Origin of the sequence: Micromonospora sp. Mcm103 (genome assembly GCF_024519755.1) — a bacterium.
Taxonomy (GTDB): Bacteria; Actinomycetota; Actinomycetes; order Mycobacteriales; family Micromonosporaceae; genus Micromonospora; species Micromonospora aurantiaca.
In genome coordinates this window covers 117,629-135,105 of record NZ_JALJRJ010000005.1, presented here as the reverse complement: position 1 = coordinate 135,105, position 17,477 = coordinate 117,629, and the positions used below count along the sequence as shown (strand labels likewise).

Below are 17,477 nucleotides of genomic sequence, written 5' to 3'. Positions count from 1 at the left end.
GCTTCAGCCTGCGCACAGCAACATCCAGCCAACTTTCAGCCATGAGCCGGATGGTTGACGGGTACCGGTGTGTTGAACCGGTCAGCGGGCCTCCCGCAAGGGCCCGTGCACCGAAGGAGAGATCGTGCATCACAACCGTCTCAAGACCGCAGCGCTGCTCGGCCTGTTGACCTCGCTGATCCTCGCGATCGGCTACTGGTTCGGCGGTAGCGGCGGTCTCGTCATCGCCGTCGTCGTGTCGTTGCTGATGAACGGCGTCACCTACTTCTACTCCGACAAGCTCGCACTGCGCTCGATGAAGGCGCAACCGGTCAGCGAGGCACAGTTCCCCGAGCTGTACCAGATGGTGCGGGAGCTCTCCACGCAGGCCGGCAAGCCGATGCCCCGGCTCTACGTGAGCCCGACCGCGCAGCCCAACGCGTTCGCCACCGGCCGTAACCCGGAGAACGCGGCGGTCTGCGTAACCCAGGGCATCGTGGAGATCCTCGACTACCGGGAGCTGCGTGGCGTGATCGGCCACGAGCTGTCGCACGTCTACAACCGGGACATCCTGATCTCCAGCGTGGCGGCCGGCCTGGCCGGCATCATCACCATGCTGGCGAACCTCGCCTGGTTCATCCCGCTGGGTTCCTCGGACGACGAGGACGGCCCGAACCCGGCCGTGCTGCTGCTCACGCTGATCCTCGGCCCGATCGCCGCCACGGTGATCCAGCTCGCGATCAGCCGGAGCCGGGAGTTCCAGGCCGACCAGTCCGGCGCCGAGCTGAGCCGCGACCCGCTGGCCCTGGCCAGCGCCCTTCGCAAGATCCACATGGGTACGCAGGCGCGTCCGCTGGCGCCGCAGGGCCAGCTCGCCAGCACCGCGCACCTGATGATCGACAACCCGTTCAAGCGGGGCGGCGGCATCGCCGCGATGTTCGCCACCCACCCGCCGATGGAGCAGCGGGTGGCCCGCCTGGAGCAGATGGCCCGCAACTCCGGGCCGGTGCAGTTCCAGCGCTGACCCGCCGTACCGCCTGCCGCGCCCGCGTCCCCAGGACGCGGGCGCGGTGGTGTGTCCGGGCACAATGCGTTTCCCCCGGTCATCCCGCGCCGTTAGGGTCGAAACGTCTCCCACTCATTACTCCCATGGAGGTCGACCGTGGCCGCACTGCGCCAGTACCAGGGCGTCTGGCGGATCCCCGGCGCGCCGATGCTGCTGGTCCTCGGCATCATCGGCCGGCTCGGGATCGGCATGACCCCGCTGGCGCTGCTGCTCGTCGTCGAGCAGGTCACCGGCCGGTACTCCCTGGCCGCCGTCGCCGGCGGCATCTACGCGCTCTCCGGCGCCGCGCTCAGCCCGGTCGCCGGCCGGATCGCCGACCGGGTCGGACCCACCCCCGTCCTGCTGCTCACCGCGGTCACCCACCCGCTCGCCCTGATCGGGCTGCTCGTCGCCACCCGCTCCGACAGCGGCAACCTCGGGCTGATCTACCTGGCCTCGGGCGTCGCCGGAGCCACGTACCCGCCGCTCACCGCCGCGATCCGGGGCGCCTGGAACGACCTCACCGCCCCCGCCACCGGCCGGGCGCACCTGCGCAACACCGCGCTCGCCGCCGAGACCACCCTCTTCGAGGTCGTGTTCGTGATCGGCCCGCTGCTGGTGGCCGGCTTCGTACTGTTCGCCGACGCCTCCGCCGCGCTCGTCGGCGCCGCCGTGGTCACCCTTGTCGGCACCGCCACCGTCGCGCTCGGCCGGGTCATGCGCGGCTGGCGCCCGCACCCCCGCGAGCACCACGCCCGGGGCCTCGGCCCGTTGCGGCTCGGCGGCTTCCCCGCGCTGCTGCTCTGCGTGGCGAGCCTCGGCATCGCGTTCGGCGCCTCCGGCGTCATCGTCCCGGCCTTCGCCGGGAACTCCGGCGCCGACGACCCGGAGAGCCTGGCCGGCGTGCTGCTCGCCGTCTGGGGCATCGGCAGCGCCATCGGCGGCTTCTGGTTCGGCGTACGCAAGCCCGCCGCTAACATGACCCGCCAGTTCGCCTGGCTGCTCGGCACCGTCGCGGCCAGCTTCGCCGTCTTCGCGGTGATGCCCGGCCCGGCCGCGCTCGGCGTCGCGCTGGTGCTCGGCGGCGCGGCCATCGCCCCCGCGCTCACCCTGGAGAACACGCTCGTCGGGCGGATCACCCCGGCCGGCATGCTGAACGAGGCGTACACCTGGGTGGTGACCATGTCGGTCGCGGCGAGCGCCGCCGGCGGCTCGATCGCCGGCCTGATCATCGACCACGCCGGCGGCGTCTCCTGGGCGTTCGTCTTCGCCGGGGTGGCGGTCGCCGTCGGGGCCGCGGTCGCCGCGCTACCAGGCGGCCCGATCGCCCGGGCCGAGGCCACAGCGGTACGCGCCGAGCAGACGCTCGCCGCCTGACCGCTCACCCGCCGGCGGTCACCACCCGCTCCACCCCGGGCAGCTTCTCCACGGCGGCCCGGATCGGCGCCGGGTCCTCACCCTGCGCCAGCAGCAGCGACAGGACGACCCGGCCGTCGCCGTCCGGCCGAGCCGCGACAGTCCTGCCACCGCAGCGCAGCCCGGTGTCCCCGCGCGCCTGCCCGATCCGGTAGTCGACCTCCCCGATCTGCGGCGTGGCGGCGCCGGGCCGGAAGACGACGTCCAGCCGTACCGGAGGGTCGGCCTGACACGCGGCCGACGCCGTGGCGGACGGGGTGGCCGCGCTGCCGGCGGCCGGCATCGGCGTCGCCGGTCCGGACAGCGCCGCCATGCTCGCGGCGCCGCCGGTGACCGTCACCGCGGCCACCCCCGCCAGAACCGCGGCCCGTCGCCGGCTCCTGGCGCGCCCCCGTGCGCGCACCTCGGCCGCCGGGCTGAGCCGCAGCCCGGTCATGTCCTGCTCCAACTCCCGCAGAGCCTCACCAATGCGTGCCGACATCGACTTCCTCCTTGTCGTCGGTCAGTAGAACGGCGAGCGCGGCGCGGCCCCGGGACAGGTAGGACTTGACAGTCCCCTCCGGCATGCCTGTGCTCCGGGCGATCTCCGCCACCGGCAGGTCGTGGAGGTGGTACAGGACGACGACCAGCCGCTGCGCGTCGGGCAGTCGCCGTAACGCCGCCAGCAACGCCACCCGGTCCGGGTTTGGCCCGGGTGCCGGAGTCTCCCGGCCCAGCCGGGCCCGCGCGGCGAACCAGCGCCGCAGGCCGCGCCACCGGTTGGCCGTCAGGCGCCAGGCCACCGTCCGCACCCAGCCCTCCGGATCCTCGTACGCCCCGACTGTCGACCAGCGCTGCCAGGCCCGCGCGTACGCCTCCTGCGTCACGTCCTGGGCCTCGGCCAGGTCGCCGCAGAGGGCGTAGACGTGGTGCACGACCCGCCGCGCGGTCGCCGTGTAGAAGGCGTCGAAGTCCTCGGGGCCGTCCATGCCCACCTCCCGTGTCCGCTCTCACCACTCGACACCCCGATGCGGCTCCGGCGGTTGCACCCGGATCAGGTCGCTCCGGGTCGTACCCGGTCTGGCGCGTCCACCCGTGCGGACGGGGCGTGCGGTCCGGGCTGGTCGTGCGGGCTCGCCGGCCCGGTCCGCTCCGTGTTCTGTGCTCCGGGGCGGCCGGGGCGTGCGGCGGTCGTCGCGGCGGCCAGACCCAGGGCGAGGATCGTCACCGCGCACGCCAGGAGCGTGGGGCGTGCCCCGAAGGCGGCGGTCGCCGGACCGCCGAGCATCGTGCCCAGCGGTACCGCCAGCACGGTGACCGCGCCGTTCGCAGCCAGCACGCGGGGAAGGTCCACGGTGCCGGCGCGGCGCTGGAACAACGCCGTCGCAGTCGGCTGGTAGGGCGCCCAGACCAGGCCGGCGAGCGCGAACGCGGGCAGCGACAGGACGACCGGCGCGCCCAGGCCGAGCGGGAGCAGCGCGGCGCCGAACAGCGCGACGATGCCGGCGAGCGTGGTCCGCAGCGGCCATCCGCGCAGGTGGCCGGTGAGCAGTCCGCCGAGCAGCGAGCCGACGCCGAACGCGGTGTAGTAGGCCGCGAGCGTCCCGGCGGAGGCGTGCATATCGTCGGTGACGTGCACCGGCATGGCGACGTAGAACGGTCCGAAGAGGAAGAAGAACGCGAAGGACAGCGACAGCAGGCCGAGCAGTGACCGGTCTCGCCCGATGATCCGGAATCCCGACGTACGCGACGGTCCCGCCCCGGCCGGGGCTGCTCGGTCACGGACAGCGGCGGCTTCTCGATTGCGGACGACCAGGCGGTAGCTCGCGGCCAGCACGGCGAAGCTGACCGCGTCGACGGCGATCACCCACACCGCGCCGGCCCAGGCGATGAGAAGGCCGGCCAGCGGCGGGCCGACGATCGTCGCCGCCTGGCCGAACACGCCGAGCAGCGCGTTCGCGGCCAGGTGGTGCCGCTGCGGCAGCAACTCCGCCACGAGCGTGAAGCGACCGGCCGACCCCCACGGGTGCAGCAGCGAGGACACCGCGAGCAGGACGACGTAGAGACGGACGTCCAGCACCCCGGCGAGGTGGGCGGCGGGGATCGCCCCCAACGCGGCGGCGCGCACTGTCGCGTCCCAGCCGGCGAGCTGGGCCCCGCTCCGGCCACCCAGCCACCGCCCGAGCAGCAGCGTGCCGGCCGCGCCCGGCAGCGTGTACGCCGCCACCGCGAACGCGGTCCACGTGCCGCGCTGCCCGGCCGGGGCGAGTTGCAGAGCCAGCCACGTCACCGCGACAAGGGCGAGCCCGTCACCGAGAGCGGATGTCGCGAGCCCGGGGAGCAGCCGGCGCAGGACCGGTTGACCGAGCACCGGGCGATAGGGGAGGAGCATCGCGGGGGTCATGGCTTCCAGCCGACCTCATACCCGGCCCGTACCCCAAGGAAGTCGCCTGACGGCAGAAGAGGCCGTGGCGTTCCGGCCCGCCGGTCGTGGCCGGACCGCGGTCTTTGCCGACGCCGCCGTCGCGGTTGAGCAGGTCGCGTTGATTCGCCGCCGTAGAGGGCTGCGAAGACGCGGTGCCGCAGGATCTCGTACTGCCGACGGCATCGCCCAGGTGGGCCCGGCGGGCGTTGCTGGACCTGACCGCCGACGACGACTTCCGGCGGCTGGAACTGGTCAGCTGTCAGGTCGACCTCGCGGCCGTCGGCCAGTCGATTCCAGTAGTGGTAGCCGATCTTGGCGTCCCCGGCGAGGACCTCGCCCAGGATCAGTTCTCCGCCGAGCAGGTCCTGAATGATCAAGGCGGTCACTCCGCATTGACCACGGGCCGGGTTGCCGGCGTGCCAATCCCGCACATCGTGTGGGTCGCAGGTATCCGCTCCCCAGCCGCTGCGCAGTACCGGACGCAGCATCTCCAGGTCGATCGCGAGCGGGACTGATGGTTGGGCGCGCTCTTCGGACGTCATCCAGGAAGGGTCGGCCCTCGACCGGGTCGAGAGTCAAGAACATCCCCGCCTCGGGTTCCGGCCTACCGAACGGCGCCGCCAGCGGGCTCGCTCATCTAGCGGTCTGGCCCGGGTGCTGCTGTTCGAGGCGGATCGCAGCGATGCTCGCGCTGAGGCGGAAGCTGCCCGCGCTGAGGGCAGCGAGGCTGCGCGCGAACCGCCGTACAGCAAGCGGTGATCCAATCCGCTAGCCGAACGTGGATGATCCCCGCATCGCCTTTATTCATGGTTGCCTGAGCGGGTGGGTGCGAGGCCGCCGCCCGGCCGTCGGCCGTCAAACACGAGTGACGAACGACGACCGGTGGCGACGAGGCCGGCCCGCGAGGCCAGACGGCGTGACCTATGCCCTGACCTGCCAGGGTGGTCGAGCCTTACCTGTAGTTGGTGAACTGGAGCGCCAGCCCGAAGTCCTCGCCCTTGAGCAGGGCGATGACGGCCTGGAGGTCGTCCTTCTTCTTACCGGTGACGCGGAGCTGGTCGCCCTGGATCTGCGCCTGCACGCCCTTCGGGCCTTCGTCGCGGATCTTCTTGCTGATCGCCTTGGCCTTGTCCGAGTCGATGCCCTGCACCACCTTGGCGTCGATCTTGAAGATCTTGCCCGACTGCCGGGGTTCGCCGGCGTCGAGCGACTTCAGCGAGATGTTCCGCTTGACCAGCTTCTCCTTGAAGACGTCCAGCGCGGCCCGGACCCGCTCCTCGGTCTCCGCCTGGAGGCTGATCGCCTCCTCTCCCGACCAGGTGATCTCGGCACCGGTGCCGCGGAAGTCGAACCGCGTCGAGAGCTCCTTCTCCGACTGGCGGAGGGCGTTGTCGACCTCCTGCCGGTCGACCTTGCTCACGATGTCGAACGACGGGTTCGCTGCCATGCTCATGCTCCTGCTGTCCGGCGGTATGTCCTGGTCCGTCCCGCGCTGACCAGCGTGGGACCTCCTGACGGTACCCGGTTGCGGCAGTGCCGGGGGCAACCGCTATCCTTGCTTCCGCCGCCGCGTTGCGACGCGGTGGGGTGCCCTGGCGGGTTGCCCGAGCGGCCAATGGGAGCGGACTGTAAATCCGTCGCGAAAGCTACAGAGGTTCGAATCCTCTACCCGCCACCAGGTGCAAGAACGGCCCCGTGAGCTGCGGAAACGCGCTCCGGGGCCATTCTCGTTCAGGCCGTGCGGCACTCGCCGGCCCTGTCGGCTTGCGCCGTTAAGCTGAGCCATGATCGAAGCGGGCAGCCGCATGCGCGGTCAAGCGCCTCCGCCGGCCGTCGTCTTCGAGGCGCTGACCGAGCCCGACCGCGATCCGGCACGCCCGTGGCTGCTGTTGCTCGACGACGAACAGCGACCGCAGATCCTGCGCCGCGAACGCCCGAACCTGGTCGTCTGGTCATCGCTGTGGTCGAAGCGCCCCGACGCGCAGGTGCGCTTCGATCTCGCGTCCGACGGGCATCAAGGCACCCTGCTTCGGTGGACGCTGCTGCTCGCTGAGCCTCTACCCGACCCCTCGCTGCTCGGGCATCTGCGTAAGCGGCTGAACGAGCTGATCAACGCGAATCTGCGGTACACCTTCGGCCAGTAGCCGCGCGACCGGTTCGCCGGGCCGCGTCCTCCGGCGTACGGGCCGGTAGATCGATACTGGGTCGTGGATCACGATGAGGTTCGGGTGCTGGCGACCGCTGAGTTCACCAGACGGATGCGCGCGGGCAAGCCCCGAGGCGGGTTCCAACTCGACGACTGGCAGATCTCCGAGCCGTACGAAGCGCAGGTGCGAGGACTCCGCGGAACGGAGCGCTTGCTGGTCGTCGACTTCGTCCCCCGTGGCGAAGCCCGAGCCCGGGGACACTTCAAGCTCAGCGTGGCGGTCGACCCGGACACCGGCGTGGCGGACATGCTCAGGTGACGTACGCCGAGACGCTGGAGGCCCCTGGTGTGCCCACTGAGCGGTTCCGGCGTGAATGAGGGAATCATCCTCTGGCGTTCATGACAGGGGCAGGTATGGTGGTCAATGCCCGCGGGTCCGGTGGCAAGCCACCGGACGGATCGGCCGAGTCGAGCCGGCCGGGCGACCCGGGGTTGGTGGTGTGGGGTTTCGCGTGACTTGATCCCCTTCGTGGGTGAAGGTGGGAATCCGCAATGGACGAAGCGGCTGACGTCCCTTCACCCCCATGACCTGGCTGCGTGTCGTGGGTAGCCGGGCCGAACGGCGGAACCTGACAGCTACTCGGGCTGGGCGGGTCCTCTCCGCTTTTCTGCTCCCCGGCGTTGTGGCACGATCGGGAAACCTTCACCATCCCTGTGGCAATCTCCCGACAGGAGCAATCATGTCTGGTCGAACGCTGGGCCGGCTGTTTGGCTCGCTCCTCGTGCTCGCCGCCATCGCAGGCGCCTTCGGCATCATCCCCGGCACTGGTAGCGCGCAACTCGCCGACATCGTCTGGACGATGGACGCCCCACGCTGAATCATCGAGCCGTCCGCCGCCCGGCGGACGGCGTCTCGGGTAGGAGGGGCATGGCAGGCCAGGGCCGACCTCGAAGGTCGACGGAACGTGCCTGGCTCGTCACTGCCCCTCTGGCTCTGCTGGCGGTGGTCTGCAGCACCTGCGTCGCGCTGGTTGCCGATCAACCGTTCGGCAAGTGGCCGCTCGCCTTCGTGTTCTTCGTCGTCATGGCGGGGATCAGCTTCGCGGTGCTGAACGTCTACGTCCGGCGCCAGTCGGTGGGCGTGACGCTCACCGAGGTGCCACTCATCGTGGCGCTCTACTTCCTGCCCCCGTTGAGTGTCGTCCTGATCTACACACTCTCGGTGCTGATCTGGAGCGCCTCGCATCGCTTCGGCGCGGCGAAGCTCTGGTTCAACGTCGCCAAGGCCGCGGCCGCCACCTCGCTGGCCGGCCTCGTACTCCTGGCGCTGCCGCCGCTGAAAAATGTCGGACCGGGGACGTGGGGCTCCCTTTTCCTCGCCGTCTGCGTGGTCACGCTGGTCAGCCTCGTGAGCGTGGTCGGCGTGCACGTGCTGCTCCAGGGCTGGCAGGCCGGGCGGGACGCGCTGCGCAGCATGCCGACCGCTCTGCTCACCGCCGCCATCAACGTGGCGATCGGTCTGCTCGTCCTGATCGCCCTGAAGACGACGTGGTGGTCGGCGCTGCTGCTCGCCGCCCTCTTCAGCGGCCTGGTCCTGGTCTACCGCTCCTACTCCCAGTTCTTCCGGCAGCACCGGACACTGGCCGGGATGTACGAGCTCACCCGCCTTCTCGCCTCCGGCACCGAGCGGTCGCTCGCCGACATCCTGCTCGACCGGGTCCGCGCGCTGATGCAGGCGGAGTACGCCACGCTCTGGCTGCCCGCCCAGGGGCGGCATCCCGAGGTGCTGCTCACCGCCCGGGTGGACACGCCGGGCCTGCTGGACCTGGCGCCCACCCCGGCGAGCCTGCGCCAGCAGGTGCACAAGAAGGGTCGTACCCTCTCGATCGGCCGCTGGCTCGGCGGAGATCCGGCGTTGCGGCAGGCCGCGGGGGAGGAGCGGGTCAAGGACGCCATAGTGGTGCCGCTGCGCTCCGGTCAGGCCGTGATCGGCACGCTGGAGGTGACCAACCGGCTCAGCGACATCGGCCACTTCGCCCCCGGTGACATCCCCGTCTTCGAGACGGTCGCCGCGCACGCCGCGGTGGCGCTGGAGAACTCCCGCCTGGTCGACCGGCTGCGGCACGACGCCGACCACGACGCGCTCACCGGCCTGCCCAACCGGCGGCGCCTCACCTCGTCGGTGGCGGAGGCGGTCAAGATCCGTGCGCCGGGCGAGGTGGTGGCGCTGCTGCTCTTCGACGTCGACCGGCTCCGCCAGGTCAACGAGTCGCTGGGCCACGCCGCCGGTGACAAGGTGCTCATGGAGGTGGCCGAGCGGCTGCGCGCGTGCGCGCCCTCCTCGGCGCTCGTCGGCCGGGCCGGCGGGGACGAGTTCCTGGTGACGCTCCGGCTGGAGAGCACCGAGGCGGCCCTGGAGCTGGCGGCCCAGTTGCGGGAGCAGATCCGCGACGAGATGGTCTTCGACTCGCTGACCCTGGACGTCGACACGGTCGTCGGGGTGGCCGTCCACCCGGACCACGGCAGCGACGCGGTGGCCCTGCTGCAACGCGTCGACCTGGCGGCCACCGCGGCCAAGTCGGTGCCGGGCAGCGTCCAGCTCTACAGTCCGGCGCTGGAGTCCCGGTCGCTGCGCCGGCTCGGTCTCGCCGGCGACCTGCAACGGGCGCTCGACGAGGGCGAGCTGGAGGTCTACTTCCAGCCCAAGGTCACGCTGCGGGACCGCCGCCTGGTGGGCGTGGAGTGCCTGGCCCGGTGGGAGCACCCGGCACACGGCAGCGTCGCCCCCGACGACTTCGTGGCGGTGGCCGAGCACACCGGCCAGCTCGGCCGGCTCACCGAGTTCGTGCTCCGGGAGAGCCTGCGGCGCAGCCGCGACTGGAGCCACGGCGAACAGCCGCTGTCCGTCGCGGTCAACCTCGCCGCGCGTACGCTCACCGACCAGCACTTCCCGGCGCTGGTACGCGACCTGCTGGCCGAGTACGGCGTACCGCCGCAGCGGCTGACGCTGGAGGTCACCGAGGCGGGTGTCCTGGACGGCACCGAACGTCCCATACCGACCCTGCGCAGCCTCCGTGACCTCGGTGTCCGCCTCTCGGTGGACGACTTCGGCACCGGCAACTCGTCGCTGGCGCAACTGCGCCGGCTGCCGGTGCACGAGGTGAAGGTGGACCGGTCGTTCGTGCAGGGCATGGCGACCGACCCGGGCGACCTGGCGATCGTCAACGCGGTGGTGACGCTGTCCCAGCAGTTCGGCCTTGCGGTGGTGGCCGAGGGCGTGGAGAGCGAGCTGACGCTGGAGCTGCTCCAGGACATCGGCTGCGAGATCGGCCAGGGCTTCCTGTTCAGCCGCCCTCTGCCGTACGAGCGGCTGGAGGCCTGGTTCGGTGCCCAGGTCGACCCGGAGACGGTGGTCGCGGGGGAGCTGCCGCGCCTGCGAGTGGTGCCCTGACCAGGGCGGACACGCACCTGGGGGATCCGATTTCACCTGCGCGACGCGGTCGTGTACTGTTTCCTCTGCGCGACACCCCCCGGGGTGATCGAGCAGGCCCCCTTAGCTCAGTCGGCAGAGCGTCTCCATGGTAAGGAGAAGGTCTACGGTTCGATTCCGTAAGGGGGCTCAGAGGGTCCGGCTGGACCCGCCACGGCGGTGTAGCTCAGATGGCAGAGCAAGCGGCTCATAATCGCTGTGTCGCCGGTTCAAGTCCGGCCACCGCTACTCTCGTCCTCCGGGCCCAGCCCGGTGGCCGGTGGGACGGGCGCCACAGGCGCCCACTTTGCATGTCCGCGTCGTCAGCGCGTAGGCTGACACGCCGTAGTTGTTCCGTGAGCGAGGAAGGCACTCCGCCGTGGCGAAGGCGACCGATGTTCGGCCGAAGATCACTCTGGCGTGTGTGGAGTGCAAGGAGCGCAACTACATCACGCGTAAGAACCGCCGTAACGACCCGGACCGCATCGAGCTGAAGAAGTTCTGCCCCCGGGACGGCAAGCACACCGTCCACCGCGAGACCCGCTGACCGCTGCCGGCGCAGCCGGTTCGCAGCAGCTTCTCGAACGCCGATCCACCTGACGGGTGGCCTCCGGGCCGCCCGACCGGGCGGATCGGCGTTCGTGTTTTCCGTGTAGGTTCGGCGGCATGTCCCTGGACCCGTCCTTCGTCGGCCGGACGTACCCGCCGACCGCCCCCTATCAGGTGGGCCGAGAAAAGATCCGCGAGTTCGCCACCGCCGTCGGTGCCACCGACCCGGCCCACCACGACCCCGAGGCGGCCCGGGCGCTGGGCCACCGCGACGTGGTGGCACCCCCGACGTTCCCCGTGGTCGTCACGATGGCGGCGAACCGGCAGGTCGTCGAGGATCCGGCGCTCGGCGTCGACTACAGCCGTGTGGTGCACGGCGACCAGCGGTTCGCGTACACCCGGCCGGTGGTGGCCGGGGACGAGCTGGTGTGCGTGAACACCATCGAGGAGGTCACCACCCGGGGCGGGCACGGCTTCCTGACCACCCGCACGGACGTGAGCACCGTGGACGGTGAGCCGGTGGTCGCCGTGTGGTCCAAGATCGTCGTACGCGGAGAGGGCTGAGGACATGGAGCTGCCCACCCAGACGTACCGGGTGACCCGCGCGGACCTGGTCCGCTACGCGGGCGCCTCGGGCGACTTCAACCCGATCCACTGGAGCGACCGCACCGCCACAGGCGTGGGTCTGCCGGGCGTCATCGCCCACGGCATGTTCACCATGGCGCTGGTCGGCCGGGCGGTGGCCGGCTGGGCCGGCGCGCCGGACGCGGTGGTCGACTTCGGCGTCCGGTTCACCCGCCCGGTGGTCGTCCCGGACACCGACGAGGGCACCGAGATCGAGGTGTCGGCGGTGGTCAAGGAGGTCACCGATGCGGGCCTGACCAGGCTCGACATCACCGCCACCTGCCAGGGTGAGAAGGTGCTGTCGCAGGCTCGGGCTCTGATCCGCACGACGCGCTGAGGGTTCGCCCGACGCGCGAGGGGCAGACCGGTTGGGAAAGTCGCACGACTACCCGTACACTGGTCCGCCGTGGGGCAAGTGACCCCCGCTCGGCACAGCGTGTCCGGGTGGAGGTGAGTTGCCGCACAGGGGTGTAGCTCAATTGGCAGAGCAGCGGTCTCCAAAACCGCAGGCTGCAGGTTCAAGTCCTGTCACCCCTGCGCCTCAGGCCTGACCGTTCCGTGGGTCGCGCCGCCCTCACCGGCGGCGTCCGGCCCGTGGTGGTGGCACCGGTGGGGTGGTTCCGAGGCGTTCGGGCCCTCCCGGCCGGTCCGCCGGCCGCGGCCCGTCGCGGGACGGTTGGTCCGGCCGGCGTGACCAACACGCCGCGCACGCCGCCCGGCGTGCGACCCCATACCCGCACGGAGGGCGAAGTGGCCGAGAGCAAGCGCCGCGGCGAGGACGACGGCGACGAGCGTCTGAACGACGACGCGACCGTCGACGACGTGGCCGACGACGACGCCACCGACGCGGACGAGCCGGTCGCCCGGGGTGGCACCGCGACCCGCAAGCGGGCGCAGGCCGAGCCGGCCGAGGGCCGGAAGACCCGCAAGGACACCGAGCGGATCGGGCTGTTCGCCCGCATCGCGCGGTTCTTCCGCGAGGTCGTGGCCGAGCTGCGTAAGGTCATCTGGCCGACCCGCAAGGAGCTGCTGACCTACACGGCCGTGGTGGTCACCTTCGTGGCGGTGATGCTGGCGATCGTGGCCGGCCTGGACTACGGCTTCGCCAAGGCGGTGCTGTGGGTCTTCGGCGAGTCCAGCTGACCTGCGGACAGCGATACTGACGGAAGTGAGCGAGCGTGCCTGAGTACGACGAGACCGCCGGAACCCCGGACGACCAGTCCACGGTGGCGACGGCGGCCAACAACGAGTCGGTCGAGGCCGCCAGCGAGCCGGAGTTCCCGACCACCGAGCCGGCCCCGGACGAGGACTTCGACCCGGTCGCCGAGCTGCGCCAGAAGCTGCGCTACGCGCCCGGCGACTGGTACGTGGTGCACTCGTACGCCGGCTACGAGAACAAGGTCAAGACCAACCTCGAGACCCGGATCACCTCCCTCGACATGGAGGACTTCATCTACCAGGTCGAGGTGCCGACCCGGGAAGAGGTCGAGGTCAAGAACGGCAAGCGGTCGCAGATCCAGGCGAAGGTCTTCCCGGGCTACATCCTGGTCCGGATGGAGCTGACCGCCGAGTCCTACTCCTGCGTCCGGAACACCCCGGGGGTCACCGGCTTCGTCGGCGCCACCGACCGGGCCGACCGGCCGGCGCCGCTGAGCCTCGACGAGGTTCTCAAGTGGCTGGCCCCGGCGGTCGAGACCGAGCAGAAGAAGGCCAAGCCCGAGGTCAAGGTCCTCGACTTCGAGGTCGGCGACTCGGTCACCGTCACCGACGGCGCGTTCGCGTCGCTGCCGGCGACGATCAGCGAGATCAACGCCGACCAGCAGAAGCTCAAGGTGCTGGTGTCGATCTTCGGCCGGGAGACGCCGGTCGAGCTGAACTTCAACCAGGTCGCCAAGATCTGACGTACGTCGGCACCGGCGGCCCGCCCCTCCGGGGGTGGCCGCCGGTGCGCCGTTTCGCCGCCCGCCGACCTCGGCGCGGAGGGTGGCCGACGGCTGCGCTACCCTAGAACGTCGGCTGTCCGCACCGTGCTGACCGTGCGCGCCCGCGGACCGGCGAGAATCCCAGTTCCAAGCCCCAGGAAGAGACATGCCTCCGAAGAAGAAGCTCGTCAAGACGTTCACGCTTCAGCTCCCGGCGGGCCAGGCCACCCCGGCGCCGCCGGTCGGCCCCGCGCTCGGCCAGCACGGCGTGAACATCATGGAGTTCTGCAAGTCCTACAACGCGCAGACCGAGTCCCAGCGGGGCGACATCGTCCCCGCCGAGATCAGCGTCTACGAGGACCGCACCTTCACCTTCGTGCTGAAGACCCCGCCCGCCGCCCGGCTGCTGATCAAGGCCGCCGGTGTGCAGAAGGGCTCGGGCGTCCCGCACAAGGAGAAGGTCGGCTCGGTCACCCGCGCCCAGTTGCGCGAGATCGCCGAGAAGAAGATGGCGGACCTCAACGCCAACGACATCGACCAGGCCGAGAAGATCATCGCCGGCACCGCCCGGTCGATGGGCCTGACCGTCGCCGACTGATCTCGCTCCACCGCTCCACCCGATCTTTCTGTTCGTGGGAGGGCCGCGCACGCCGCGCGCCCGCCAGAGACCACAGGAGTCACCAGAAATGCAGCGCAGCAAGAGCTACCGCAAGGCCGCCGAGGTCATCGACCGGTCGAAGCTCTACACCCCCGTCGAGGCCGTCAAGCTGGCCAAGGACACCACCAACACCAAGTTCGACGCCACGGTCGAGGTCGCGATGCGCCTCGGCGTCGACCCCCGCAAGGCGGACCAGATGGTCCGCGGCACGGTCAACCTGCCGCACGGCACCGGTAAGACCGCCCGCGTGATCGTCTTCGCCGCCGGCGCGAAGGCCGAGGAGGCCGTCGCCGCGGGTGCGGACGAGGTGGGCACCGACGAGCTGGTCGCCCGTATCCAGGGCGGTTGGCTGGACTTCGACGCGGCGATCGCCACGCCCGACCAGATGGCCAAGATCGGCCGGATCGCGCGGATCCTGGGCCCGCGCGGTCTGATGCCGAACCCGAAGACCGGCACCGTGACCATGGACGTCACCAAGGCCGTCTCGGACATCAAGGGCGGTAAGATCACCTTCCGGGTGGACAAGCACTCCAACCTGCACCTGATCATCGGCAAGGCCTCCTTCTCGGAGAACCAGCTGGTGGACAACTACGCCGCGGTGCTGGACGAGGTGCTGCGGGCCAAGCCGTCCGCGGCCAAGGGCACCTACCTCAAGAAGGTCACCCTCACCACCACGATGGGCCCGGGCGTCCCGGTCGACCCGAAGGTCGTGAAGAACTTCCAGGAGGGCTCGGCCGAGGGCTGAGCACGCGTACTCCCGGACGGGGCCCCGCCACCACGACGTGGCGGGGCCCCGTCCGTCTGTCCGGTGTGGCACGCTCGGGCGCATGCGGCTCGACGGCGTCTGGCTCCGCTACCACCGGCACGGCCCGTGGGTGCTGCGGCAGGTCGACGTAGCGATCGGCCCGGGTGAGGCGGCGGTGGTGCTCGGCCGCAACGGCGCCGGCAAGTCCACGTTGCTCCAGCTCGCCGCCGGGGTGCTGCGCCCGAGCCGGGGCCGGGTCACCGACCGGCCGCCGGTCGTCGGCTGGGTGCCGGAGCGCTTCCCCGCCGACCAGCCGTTCACCGTCGGGGCCTACCTGTCCGCGATGGGCCGCGTCGCCGGCCTGCCCGGTCCCGCCGCCGACCGGGCGGTGCGCCACTGGGTGGAGCGGCTGGGCCTGACCCGCTTCCACGACGTACGCCTGCCGCGGTTGTCCAAGGGCACCGCGCAGAAGGTCGGCCTGGCGCAGGCACTGCTGCGGCCGCCCGGCCTGCTGGTGCTCGACGAGCCCTGGGAGGGGCTGGACGCCACCGCCCGCGAGGCGGTCCCCGAGATCATCGGCGAGGTGCTGGCCGGCGGCGGCGCGGTGCTGGTCAGCGACCACCGGGGCGAGACGGTCCGGCTCCCGGGTGCCCGGCACCTGTCGGTCACCGACGGCACGGTGACCGAGGAGGCGTCGTCGGGCGGCGCGGCCGTCGCCGTGGTCGAGCTGGCGGTGCCGGCCGCCGGGCTGGCCGCCGCCGTCGCCCGCCTGCGCGCCGACGGCCACCAGATCCTTCGGGTACGCGAACCCGCCGTCCCGCCCCCGGCCACGCACCCGGTGCCGGCCTCCGCCGGCCCGTCGGGCACCGGCGGATCGGCCGGCGCGTCCGCCGCCGGTTCCCCGGACCAGGCCGCTGCCGAGGGGGACTCTGCCCGGCCCGGGCCGGCGCCGGAGGTGACCAGGTGATCGCGCTGGTCCGGCTGCGGCTGGCCGGCTTCGTGCGTACCGGACGGGCGCTGGCGCCGGTGCTGGCCGGCCTGCTCGTCCTCGGCGTCCTCTACGGCGGTGGCCGGGCCCGGCCGGCGGAGGCCTACGGCGTCTCCGCCGTGGTGCTGTTCCCGGTGCTGGCCTGGCAGACCAAGATCCTGCTGAACGTGGAACCCGACGTGCAGCGCCGGATCGCCCGGGTGGTGGCCGGCCCGGCCCGGGAACGGGCGGCCGGGCTGCTCGCGGCGCTGGTGGCGGGGCTCGCCGTGGTGCTGCTCGCGCTGGCGCTGCCGTGGCCGCTGGGCGGTGTCACCGCTGCCGTCGGGCCGGGGGAGCGGCCGGTGCTCGCCGGGGTGGCCCTGGGGCTCTGGGCGCACCTGCTCGCGCTGCCGGCGGCGGTGGCGCTCGGCGCGCTCGCCAGCCGGGCGGTGACGCGCAGCGCCGGCTACGGGGTCGCGGTGCTGGTCACCGGCGCGGTCGGGGTCGTGGTGCTCGGGCTCTCCGGCTCGGTAGTGCCGTGGCTGGCCCCGCCGGTGATGGCGACCGCGCGGGCGCTCACCGGGCCGGTCGCGGCCGGCGAGGGTCTGCTGCTCACCGGCTGGGCGGCGCTCTGGGCGGCGGTGGCGCTGACCGGCTACGCCTGGGCGCGGCGTACCCGGGCCTGAGCGATGGGTGACCGGGAGCACCCGGCGCGATTTGGTGCTGCGGCGTACGTCGCGTAACCTGGTGCGGTAGTTCCACCCAAAGACCGCTGGTCACCGTGCTCCGGCACGGTCGAAGGTCCCGCGACGACGGGCGACCCGCGCAGGGCGGTAAGCGAAACTCGGTGTCACCCACGGTCCGCCGACTGTGTCAGTGTCCCGGCCCTCGCCCCGTGCGCCCTGCGCCGGGGCTTTTTCGTTGTCGTGATGCCTCCGCCGCCGTCGTCGAGCCTCGGCTCGCCGCCGGCGTACCAGCTCCGAGCAACGAGAGAGGAGGGACATGGCGGACAAGCCGATCCGGGCCGACAAGGCCACGGCCGTCGCCGAGCTGACCGAGAGCTTCCGCAACGCGGGAGCGACCGTGCTGACCGAGTACCGCGGGCTCACGGTTTCGCAGCTCACCCAGCTGCGGCGCTCGCTCGGCAAGGAGACCAGCTACACGGTCGCGAAGAACACGCTGGCAAAGCGTGCCGCGGCCGATGCGGGCATCTCCGGGCTCGACGAGCTGTTCTCCGGTCCTACCGCGCTGACTTTCGTTTCGGGCGACGTCGTCGAGGCGGCGAAGGGGCTTCGCGACTTCGCGAAGGCCAACCCGAAGCTCGTCATCAAGGGCGGTGTCTTCGAGGGCAAGGCCATTTCCGCGGCCGAGGTCACGAAGCTCGCCGACCTGGAGTCCCGCGAGGTGCTGCTGGCCAAGCTGGCCGGCGCCATGAAGGGCAACCTGAGCAAGGCCGCGGCCCTGTTCCAGGCTCCGCTCGCCAAGACCGCGCGTCTGGCGGCCGCCCTGCAGGACAAGCGCGAGAAGGAGGGCGCCGAGGCGGCCTGAGGCCA

Annotated in this window: 21 protein-coding genes and 4 tRNA genes; 21 read left to right on the top strand and 4 right to left on the bottom strand. The window is 71.6% G+C overall.

The genetic code is table 11. The annotated features are described in order from the left end of the window. Window positions 1–124: 124 nt before the first annotated feature. A complete protein-coding gene (gene htpX, locus OC439_RS09700) occupies window positions 125–1,003 on the top strand; it encodes a zinc metalloprotease HtpX (protein WP_194801442.1) in 879 nt (292 codons plus the stop codon). A gap of 138 nt (window positions 1,004–1,141) precedes the next feature. After that, window positions 1,142–2,401, top strand: a complete 1,260-nt coding sequence (locus OC439_RS09695; RefSeq protein WP_262013105.1) for an MFS transporter — start codon at window positions 1,142–1,144, stop codon at window positions 2,399–2,401. Window positions 2,402–2,405: 4 nt separating this feature from the next. Here OC439_RS09695 and OC439_RS09690 read toward each other — a convergent pair whose 3' ends face one another. The 3 genes from OC439_RS09690 to OC439_RS09680 all read right to left on the bottom strand — a co-directional run bounded on the left by OC439_RS09690 (window position 2,406) and on the right by OC439_RS09680 (window position 4,823). Further along, window positions 2,406–2,921, bottom strand: a complete 516-nt coding sequence (locus OC439_RS09690) for a hypothetical protein (protein WP_262013104.1) — start codon at window positions 2,919–2,921, stop codon at window positions 2,406–2,408. Then, window positions 2,902–3,408, bottom strand: a complete 507-nt coding sequence (locus OC439_RS09685) for a SigE family RNA polymerase sigma factor (RefSeq protein WP_262013103.1) — start codon at window positions 3,406–3,408, stop codon at window positions 2,902–2,904. Before OC439_RS09685 ends, OC439_RS09690 begins: the two co-directional genes overlap by 20 nt. 65 nt (window positions 3,409–3,473) lie before the next feature. Beyond that, window positions 3,474–4,823 carry an MFS transporter gene (locus tag OC439_RS09680; RefSeq protein ID WP_262013102.1) on the bottom strand — a complete coding sequence of 450 codons (1,350 nt, stop codon included), beginning with the start codon at window positions 4,821–4,823 and terminating at the stop codon, window positions 3,474–3,476. 173 nt (window positions 4,824–4,996) lie between these two features. On the opposite strand from OC439_RS09680, the gene OC439_RS09675 reads away from it, so the two are divergent. After that, window positions 4,997–5,359, top strand: a complete 363-nt coding sequence (locus OC439_RS09675; RefSeq protein WP_262013101.1) for a hypothetical protein — start codon at window positions 4,997–4,999, stop codon at window positions 5,357–5,359. A 437-nt stretch (window positions 5,360–5,796) separates the two neighbouring features. On the opposite strand, the gene OC439_RS09670 is transcribed toward OC439_RS09675, so the two are convergent. Continuing rightward, window positions 5,797–6,291, bottom strand: coding sequence for a YajQ family cyclic di-GMP-binding protein (locus OC439_RS09670; RefSeq protein ID WP_194801435.1), 495 nt, complete (start codon window positions 6,289–6,291; stop codon window positions 5,797–5,799). A gap of 147 nt (window positions 6,292–6,438) precedes the next feature. Between OC439_RS09670 and OC439_RS09665 the strand changes: the two genes are divergently transcribed. From OC439_RS09665 to rplJ, 18 genes are all read left to right on the top strand, one after another. Continuing rightward, window positions 6,439–6,522: transfer RNA gene (locus OC439_RS09665), tRNA-Tyr, on the top strand. 106 nt (window positions 6,523–6,628) lie between these two features. Further along, window positions 6,629–6,988, top strand: coding sequence for a hypothetical protein (locus OC439_RS09660; protein ID WP_262013100.1), 360 nt, complete (start codon window positions 6,629–6,631; stop codon window positions 6,986–6,988). Window positions 6,989–7,051: 63 nt separating this feature from the next. Beyond that, window positions 7,052–7,309: a hypothetical protein gene (locus OC439_RS09655; protein ID WP_262013099.1), complete on the top strand. Its 258-nt coding sequence runs from the start codon at window positions 7,052–7,054 to the stop codon at window positions 7,307–7,309. 421 nt (window positions 7,310–7,730) lie between these two features. Then, entirely contained in the window at window positions 7,731–7,868 is a 138-nt protein-coding gene (locus tag OC439_RS09650; protein WP_162959301.1) for a hypothetical protein, read from the top strand. Window positions 7,869–7,918: 50 nt separating this feature from the next. Continuing rightward, window positions 7,919–10,441 carry a putative bifunctional diguanylate cyclase/phosphodiesterase gene (locus OC439_RS09645; protein WP_194801433.1) on the top strand — a complete coding sequence of 841 codons (2,523 nt, stop codon included), beginning with the start codon at window positions 7,919–7,921 and terminating at the stop codon, window positions 10,439–10,441. Window positions 10,442–10,537: 96 nt separating this feature from the next. After that, window positions 10,538–10,610 (top strand) — tRNA-Thr (locus OC439_RS09640). Window positions 10,611–10,635: 25 nt separating this feature from the next. Then, a tRNA-Met gene (locus OC439_RS09635) sits at window positions 10,636–10,708 on the top strand. A gap of 130 nt (window positions 10,709–10,838) precedes the next feature. Next, entirely contained in the window at window positions 10,839–11,006 is a 168-nt protein-coding gene (gene rpmG, locus OC439_RS09630) for a 50S ribosomal protein L33 (RefSeq protein WP_013288652.1), read from the top strand. 119 nt (window positions 11,007–11,125) lie between these two features. After that, on the top strand, window positions 11,126–11,572 hold the full coding sequence (locus tag OC439_RS09625) for a MaoC family dehydratase N-terminal domain-containing protein (RefSeq protein WP_194801432.1): 447 nt from the start codon (window positions 11,126–11,128) through the stop codon (window positions 11,570–11,572). A gap of 4 nt (window positions 11,573–11,576) precedes the next feature. Beyond that, the gene (locus OC439_RS09620; RefSeq protein WP_262013098.1) at window positions 11,577–11,969 is read left to right on the top strand and encodes a MaoC family dehydratase; all 393 of its coding nucleotides are present in this window, start codon (window positions 11,577–11,579) and stop codon (window positions 11,967–11,969) included. A 127-nt stretch (window positions 11,970–12,096) separates the two neighbouring features. Beyond that, a tRNA-Trp gene (locus OC439_RS09615) sits at window positions 12,097–12,169 on the top strand. Window positions 12,170–12,382: 213 nt separating this feature from the next. Next, complete coding sequence (secE, locus tag OC439_RS09610; RefSeq protein WP_013288649.1) at window positions 12,383–12,775, top strand: preprotein translocase subunit SecE; 393 nt, start codon at window positions 12,383–12,385, stop codon at window positions 12,773–12,775. A gap of 35 nt (window positions 12,776–12,810) precedes the next feature. Beyond that, window positions 12,811–13,533 carry a transcription termination/antitermination protein NusG gene (gene nusG, locus OC439_RS09605; RefSeq protein WP_194801430.1) on the top strand — a complete coding sequence of 241 codons (723 nt, stop codon included), beginning with the start codon at window positions 12,811–12,813 and terminating at the stop codon, window positions 13,531–13,533. Between the two features lie 187 nt (window positions 13,534–13,720). Next, window positions 13,721–14,152 carry a 50S ribosomal protein L11 gene (gene rplK / locus OC439_RS09600; protein WP_013288647.1) on the top strand — a complete coding sequence of 144 codons (432 nt, stop codon included), beginning with the start codon at window positions 13,721–13,723 and terminating at the stop codon, window positions 14,150–14,152. A gap of 88 nt (window positions 14,153–14,240) precedes the next feature. Next, window positions 14,241–14,957, top strand: coding sequence for a 50S ribosomal protein L1 (gene rplA, locus OC439_RS09595; protein WP_135242081.1), 717 nt, complete (start codon window positions 14,241–14,243; stop codon window positions 14,955–14,957). Window positions 14,958–15,039: 82 nt separating this feature from the next. After that, window positions 15,040–15,924 carry an ATP-binding cassette domain-containing protein gene (locus OC439_RS09590; protein WP_262013097.1) on the top strand — a complete coding sequence of 295 codons (885 nt, stop codon included), beginning with the start codon at window positions 15,040–15,042 and terminating at the stop codon, window positions 15,922–15,924. Next, window positions 15,921–16,610: a hypothetical protein gene (locus OC439_RS09585; protein WP_262013096.1), complete on the top strand. Its 690-nt coding sequence runs from the start codon at window positions 15,921–15,923 to the stop codon at window positions 16,608–16,610. Before OC439_RS09590 ends, OC439_RS09585 begins: the two co-directional genes overlap by 4 nt. Before the next feature lie 316 nt (window positions 16,611–16,926). Next, on the top strand, window positions 16,927–17,472 hold the full coding sequence (rplJ, locus tag OC439_RS09580; protein WP_018784544.1) for a 50S ribosomal protein L10: 546 nt from the start codon (window positions 16,927–16,929) through the stop codon (window positions 17,470–17,472). Window positions 17,473–17,477: the final 5 nt, after the last annotated feature.

What these genes read in the sequence shown, in the direction of transcription:
- OC439_RS09690 (WP_262013104.1), bottom strand. Translation starts at nt 2,921, where the DNA reads ATGTCGGCACGCATTGGTGAGGCTCTGCGGGAGTTGGAGCAGGACATG.
- OC439_RS09685 (WP_262013103.1), bottom strand. Translation starts at nt 3,408, where the DNA reads ATGGACGGCCCCGAGGACTTCGACGCCTTCTACACGGCGACCGCGCGG.
- OC439_RS09680 (WP_262013102.1), bottom strand. Translation starts at nt 4,823, where the DNA reads ATGACCCCCGCGATGCTCCTCCCCTATCGCCCGGTGCTCGGTCAACCG.
- OC439_RS09670 (WP_194801435.1), bottom strand. Translation starts at nt 6,291, where the DNA reads ATGGCAGCGAACCCGTCGTTCGACATCGTGAGCAAGGTCGACCGGCAG.
- OC439_RS09660 (WP_262013100.1), top strand. Translation starts at nt 6,629, where the DNA reads ATGATCGAAGCGGGCAGCCGCATGCGCGGTCAAGCGCCTCCGCCGGCC.
- OC439_RS09650 (WP_162959301.1), top strand. Translation starts at nt 7,731, where the DNA reads ATGTCTGGTCGAACGCTGGGCCGGCTGTTTGGCTCGCTCCTCGTGCTC.
- OC439_RS09645 (WP_194801433.1), top strand. Translation starts at nt 7,919, where the DNA reads ATGGCAGGCCAGGGCCGACCTCGAAGGTCGACGGAACGTGCCTGGCTC.
- OC439_RS09625 (WP_194801432.1), top strand. Translation starts at nt 11,126, where the DNA reads ATGTCCCTGGACCCGTCCTTCGTCGGCCGGACGTACCCGCCGACCGCC.
- OC439_RS09620 (WP_262013098.1), top strand. Translation starts at nt 11,577, where the DNA reads ATGGAGCTGCCCACCCAGACGTACCGGGTGACCCGCGCGGACCTGGTC.
- rplK (WP_013288647.1), top strand. Translation starts at nt 13,721, where the DNA reads ATGCCTCCGAAGAAGAAGCTCGTCAAGACGTTCACGCTTCAGCTCCCG.
- rplA (WP_135242081.1), top strand. Translation starts at nt 14,241, where the DNA reads ATGCAGCGCAGCAAGAGCTACCGCAAGGCCGCCGAGGTCATCGACCGG.
- OC439_RS09590 (WP_262013097.1), top strand. Translation starts at nt 15,040, where the DNA reads ATGCGGCTCGACGGCGTCTGGCTCCGCTACCACCGGCACGGCCCGTGG.
- rplJ (WP_018784544.1), top strand. Translation starts at nt 16,927, where the DNA reads ATGGCGGACAAGCCGATCCGGGCCGACAAGGCCACGGCCGTCGCCGAG.